At 21.4% G+C, this 5,063-nt stretch carries 6 protein-coding genes; 5 read left to right on the forward strand and 1 reads right to left on the reverse strand.

The features are described 5' to 3' along the window. Positions 1-628 precede the first annotated feature (628 nt). The 5 genes from BGI41_RS06535 to BGI41_RS06555 all read left to right on the forward strand — a co-directional run bounded on the left by BGI41_RS06535 (position 629) and on the right by BGI41_RS06555 (position 3,939). On the forward strand, positions 629-829 hold the full coding sequence (locus tag BGI41_RS06535; protein WP_088539680.1) for an HAD family hydrolase: 201 nt from the start codon (positions 629-631) through the stop codon (positions 827-829). Continuing rightward, positions 830-1,267: an HAD family hydrolase gene (locus BGI41_RS06540; protein WP_088539682.1), complete on the forward strand. Its 438-nt coding sequence runs from the start codon at positions 830-832 to the stop codon at positions 1,265-1,267. It abuts the gene before it with no gap. 247 nt (positions 1,268-1,514) lie between these two features. After that, positions 1,515-2,153: an HAD family hydrolase gene (locus BGI41_RS06545; protein ID WP_088539684.1), complete on the forward strand. Its 639-nt coding sequence runs from the start codon at positions 1,515-1,517 to the stop codon at positions 2,151-2,153. A gap of 63 nt (positions 2,154-2,216) precedes the next feature. Beyond that, entirely contained in the window at positions 2,217-2,828 is a 612-nt protein-coding gene (locus BGI41_RS06550) for an HAD family hydrolase (RefSeq protein WP_088539686.1), read from the forward strand. A gap of 259 nt (positions 2,829-3,087) precedes the next feature. Continuing rightward, positions 3,088-3,939: a methanogenesis marker 8 protein gene (locus BGI41_RS06555; protein ID WP_088539688.1), complete on the forward strand. Its 852-nt coding sequence runs from the start codon at positions 3,088-3,090 to the stop codon at positions 3,937-3,939. A gap of 113 nt (positions 3,940-4,052) precedes the next feature. Here BGI41_RS06555 and BGI41_RS06560 read toward each other — a convergent pair whose 3' ends face one another. Beyond that, positions 4,053-5,012, reverse strand: coding sequence for a DUF1848 domain-containing protein (locus tag BGI41_RS06560; RefSeq protein ID WP_088539690.1), 960 nt, complete (start codon positions 5,010-5,012; stop codon positions 4,053-4,055). Positions 5,013-5,063: the final 51 nt, after the last annotated feature.

The following is a 5,063-nucleotide window of genomic DNA, read 5'->3' on the forward strand; positions in this document are numbered from 1 at the left end:
TGTTGCTACTGTTAAAGTAAGTATTAATAAAAGAGGAACTTACACTGTAGTTACTAGATTTGCTGGTGATGGAACATATACTGCAGTTAGTTCTGTATCTAAACTTGTAATAACAGCTTAAATTCTAAAATCTAAAATATAGTAAAAACTTAAAATATTTAAATTTAAATAGTCATTATTTATGACTATTTTTTATTTTTTTTAGTTTTAGCTTTTTTTTAGTTTTTGTTTATTTTCGAGTACTTGTTTTTTATTTAGTTTTTTTAGATTTAGCTTTTTTTTAGTTTTTGTTTATTTTCGAGTACTTGTTTTTTATTTAGTTTTTTTAGATGTAGCTTCTTTTTTTATTTACTCTTAACTATTAGCTATTTTAAATAATTTTTATTTATTTTAAATTAAATTTCATGTAATTTTTCTTTTTTGAGTATTTTTAGTAATTTAAATTCATATTTGAGATAATTACATTTTATTTAGTGAATTAAATTCATATTTGGAATAATTACATTCTATTTAATAATTTAAATTCAATTATCTGAAATATTTTATAGATTCTATTTTTTGTTTTTATTGATTTAGTTTATACAAAAGATAAGTAAAAACTTTAAATAGAGTAAACAAAACTAAAAGCATGAAAAAATTATATATATTTGACTTTGATGGGATGTTAGTTGATTCAATATATGATTCTATACATTGTGTAAATGAAGCTCTAAAGATATGTGGTAAACCAACATATGATAAAGACTTAAAAACATTATATTATAAAGATTTTAGAAAATTTTTAAAAGATAATGATGCTGGAAAAGAAACAGAAGTGTATACAATATAAGTGTATACAATATATAATAAGATATATAGAAAATATGAAAAACCAAACACTTTACCTTATGAAGGTATAGAGAATGTTTTAAAAGAATTGCAAAATAGAAATATCACTTTAGCAATATGTTCTAATAGGGAAGAAGAATTTTTAAAATACTTTGCAAATAAGCTATTTAATGATATAGATTTTAAATATATTTCTGGATATAGAAAAGGTATTCCAGATAAACCAAATCCATATAGATTAAATGATATTATTAATAAAGAAAATCTCAAAAAAGAAGAAGTATTATATTTTGGAGATAAAGATGCAGATATTGATGTAGCTAAAAATGCAGGAGTAGATATGGTTCTTGCAAAATATGGACAAGGAAATAATGAGGATTATAAAAGTACATATCCAATAAAAATTATAGAATCTCCTATAGAAATATTAGATTTATAAAATAAGTCTTTTTAGTTTATGAAATTGATTATTATTTAATTTATAATATTCTTTTTTTTATTTTTTATTTTTAGTTTTTAATTTTAATTATGTCTTTTTTTTATTTTTTATTGTAAAATTATTTTACAAATTAAGTTTTTTAATTATTATATTAGATTATTAAAGTTTTAATTTAATTAAACATTAATTATATTAAATATTATCTTTAAAAATACTATTAATTATTAATCTTAAAAAAGGGGATTTCATGAAGAAAGCATATATTTTTGATTTTGATGGGACAATTGCAAATACATTTGCTGATTCATTAATTGCATTTAATAAAGCATTAGTTGAATATGATTATCCAACATTAGCTCTTAGTAATCTTGATAATATTGACTATTTGGATTTTAGAAATTTTATAAAATCATTAAAAGATATTGTAAATGTTGAAGATATTCCAAAATTACAACTTTCATATAAAAATAATTTTTTAAATGGAGCAAATAGACATACTGAATTGTACCCTGGAATTAAAGAAGTTTTAAAAACTTTAGAAGATAGAAATATTAATCTTTCAATATGTTCTAATCGTGATCAAGAATTACTTGAGTTTCTTACAGATTCTCTTTTATCTGATATTCATTTTTCACATATTGTTGGTTATGTTAAAAATGAACCTTCAAAACCTAATCCCTATAAATTATTTAAGATTGCAGAAAGTGAAAATATTAATATGAATGAAGTTTTATACTTTGGAGATAGAAGTGCTGATATTTTAACTGCTCAAAATGCATCTATTGATATGGTTTTAGTATCTTGGGGTCAAACAGATGATATTGCATCTACTTGTAATTATCCTATAAGAATTATTGATAAACCATCTGAAATTTTAGATTTATAATTATTTAAGTAGTTAAATTAGCTATTTTATTTTAAAAAAAATTTATTTTTATATAGTGATTGTATGAGAAAGTTATTTATATTTGATTTTGATGGAACATTAGTTAATACATTTGAAGATTCTCTTATTGCATATAATAAAGCTTTAGAAAAACATAATCTTCCAATTTTTCAATATGAAAATATTGAAGATGTTAATTTTAATGATTTTATAAGTCAAATGGGATCTGATGAGAAAGTACTTGAAACTTATGAAAAAATATATAAAAATAGTTTAAATATCCATACTAAACCTTATCCAGGTATTAGTGAACTTTTATCTAAATTAAATGATTCTGATTGTGAAATTGCAATATGTTCAAATCGTATACAAGATTTATTACGTTCATTAACAAGTAAATTTTTCCCAAATATTGATTTTAAATTTGTTATTGGTCATATTCTTGGAGGGCCATTTAAACCCGATCCTAGTGTTTTAGGAAAAATATTAGATAATGTTTCTTATGATAAAAAAGATATAATTTATGTTGGTGATAGGTTAACAGATATTAGAACAGCTAAAAACTCTGGAATTGATGTTGCTATTGTAACATGGGGTCAAGGTGAAAAAGAAGATTATAATAATGATTATGTATTAAAAGTAATTAATTCACCTGATGATCTTTTAGATTTATAATTCTAGCTATTTTTTATTTAATTTTCATATTTTAGCTATTTTTATGTATTTAGCTATTTTTTTATTATTTTGTTTTTTTCACTGTTTTAGCTATTTTTATTATTTATCTATTTTATTAAGTTTTTATCTAATTTTAGCTATTTTTCTATTTAGTATAATTTTTTTATTTTTTAATCTTTTAATAGAAAAATTAAAAAAACTATTTAAAAGAAATCTTTTATATTATTATTTATAGTATCTGTTTTAAGGTGTGTATTTAATGGTAAAAGATAGGCATGTTATAGAAGCTTTAGGTAAAACTGAAGTTGTTATTGAAAATGGTAAAGTTGTTTCTATTGGTGAACCTAATATTGATTTTTGTCCAATATTTAAAAAAATAGAAAATATTGATCAATTTGATAAAGAATTTATTAAAAATAATATAGAACGTAGAATACGTGAATTTGGTATGTGTACTCCAGAAAGATTACTTAATTTACCTGATATGATGTCTTTTGGAATTAGTGAAATTCTTAAAACAAATGTTGAATTAGGTGTAATTGATTGTGTTGTAGGTGTATGTGAAGGTGCAGGTACTATTCTTATGACTGATCCTAATTTAATTCAAGGTGTAGGTGGAAGAGTTTCTGCTCTTATTAGTACTACCCCAATTCCAGAAGTTATTGAAAATATTGGATATGAAAATGTTATAAATCCTGAAACTGCAGAACTTGATCCTATAAGTGGTTTAGAATTAGCTATTAAAAGAGGATATAAAAATATTGCAATTACAATCTTACCATCTCCTTTAATTAAAGAAATTAGAAATTATAATATTCCAGAAGATGTAAATGTTTATATTTTTGTTGCACATACAAGTGGAATAAGTATGGAAGATGTAAAAGAAGTATTTGAAAATGCTGATGTTGTAACTGCATGTGCTTCTAAAAATGTTAGAGATTATGCAGATGAAGTTAAACCTTATTATTCTGGTTCAAAGGTTACTATATTTGCAACGAGTGATATGGGAAGAGTATTTCTTGATAATAGGTTAAAATATATTAATAAACCACTTTGTAATAATAAAGATTATCCTTTAAATAGGGAAAATATTCCTAGACCTTTATTTTAATCTTTTTAATTTATTAAATATTTTTTATTATTTTTATATAACTATTTAAAAAGATTTAAATTATTTTTAGCTATTTTAAATAATATTTTTAATCTATTTTTTTTATTAACTAGCTATTTAAAAAAATCTAAAGTATAATTATTTTTAATATTTTGATATTCTTTTTTAAGAAATGATTTTTGATTTGCTTTTGTTATTGTATCTGATTTTTTTATATGTCCAATTAATAATGGTGAATCTTTATCATGGAATTTATAATTATGAATAGCTTTTTTAGGTGTTTTATTTGCATAACAATATTTACATCCATTTAAACAACTATTATACTCTCCAATATCTCTAGTTTCTATACAATGGCATCCTGGTCTTTGTCCTTTATGTTTTAAATCTTTAAATTTAATATTATTTGCTTTTCCAAGTAGATTTAAATTTATACATGATGCTTTTTCTATTCCATATTTTGTATAATCATAGTCTGTTGCACAAGTTTGAATTGTAAAATTATATTTTTTAGCAATATGTCCTATATTTTTAGCTATTTCATTTTTATCTTTCTGATTTAAAGGTATTATCTCTGGCATATTTTTTTCTAATTTTTTATACATATCTACAAAACTAAAAACACATCTATCAATATATGGTGCTAATTTACTTGCAATATATTCAAAAGCTTTTATATGTGTTTTTATTGTATAATCTTCAGTAATTAATATTGGATCATATCTCCAGGATACTCTTTCTTTTCCTACTTTATTAGATAATTCAATAAGTGTATCAATACTTTTATTTATTGATGGTACTTTTGGTTCTATTTCTTTATCATAGGCAGTTATTGTGTAATAAAAGTATGTGTTAAAGTTATTTGTAATTTTATTAATATCATTTAAAAGAGGTTTATAATTTTTTGAACAAAAAACTATACAATCTATAAGATTATTATTAAGTTCTAATTTTGAGATTTTATCTGGATACATTGGATGTTTTACATAAACAAATCCTTCTTTAAATCTTTTTAATAACCATTTTGAGTAAAAAGATGGTATATCTGTCCTTGAACTTACATTTAATATCATTATTTTATCCTAATTTTAATCTTTTTTATATTATAATTTAAATTTTTTAGT

The organism is Methanobrevibacter sp. 87.7 (assembly GCF_002208625.1).
Lineage (GTDB): Archaea > Methanobacteriota > Methanobacteria > Methanobacteriales > Methanobacteriaceae > Methanarmilla.

Bases quoted from the DNA above. Each gene is read 5' to 3' on its own strand.
- BGI41_RS06535 (WP_088539680.1), top strand. From the start codon at position 629: ATGAAAAAATTATATATATTTGACTTTGATGGGATGTTAGTTGATTCA.
- BGI41_RS06555 (WP_088539688.1), top strand. From the start codon at position 3,088: ATGGTAAAAGATAGGCATGTTATAGAAGCTTTAGGTAAAACTGAAGTT.
- BGI41_RS06550 (WP_088539686.1), top strand. From the start codon at position 2,217: ATGAGAAAGTTATTTATATTTGATTTTGATGGAACATTAGTTAATACA.
- BGI41_RS06545 (WP_088539684.1), top strand. From the start codon at position 1,515: ATGAAGAAAGCATATATTTTTGATTTTGATGGGACAATTGCAAATACA.
- BGI41_RS06560 (WP_088539690.1), bottom strand. From the start codon at position 5,012: ATGATATTAAATGTAAGTTCAAGGACAGATATACCATCTTTTTACTCA.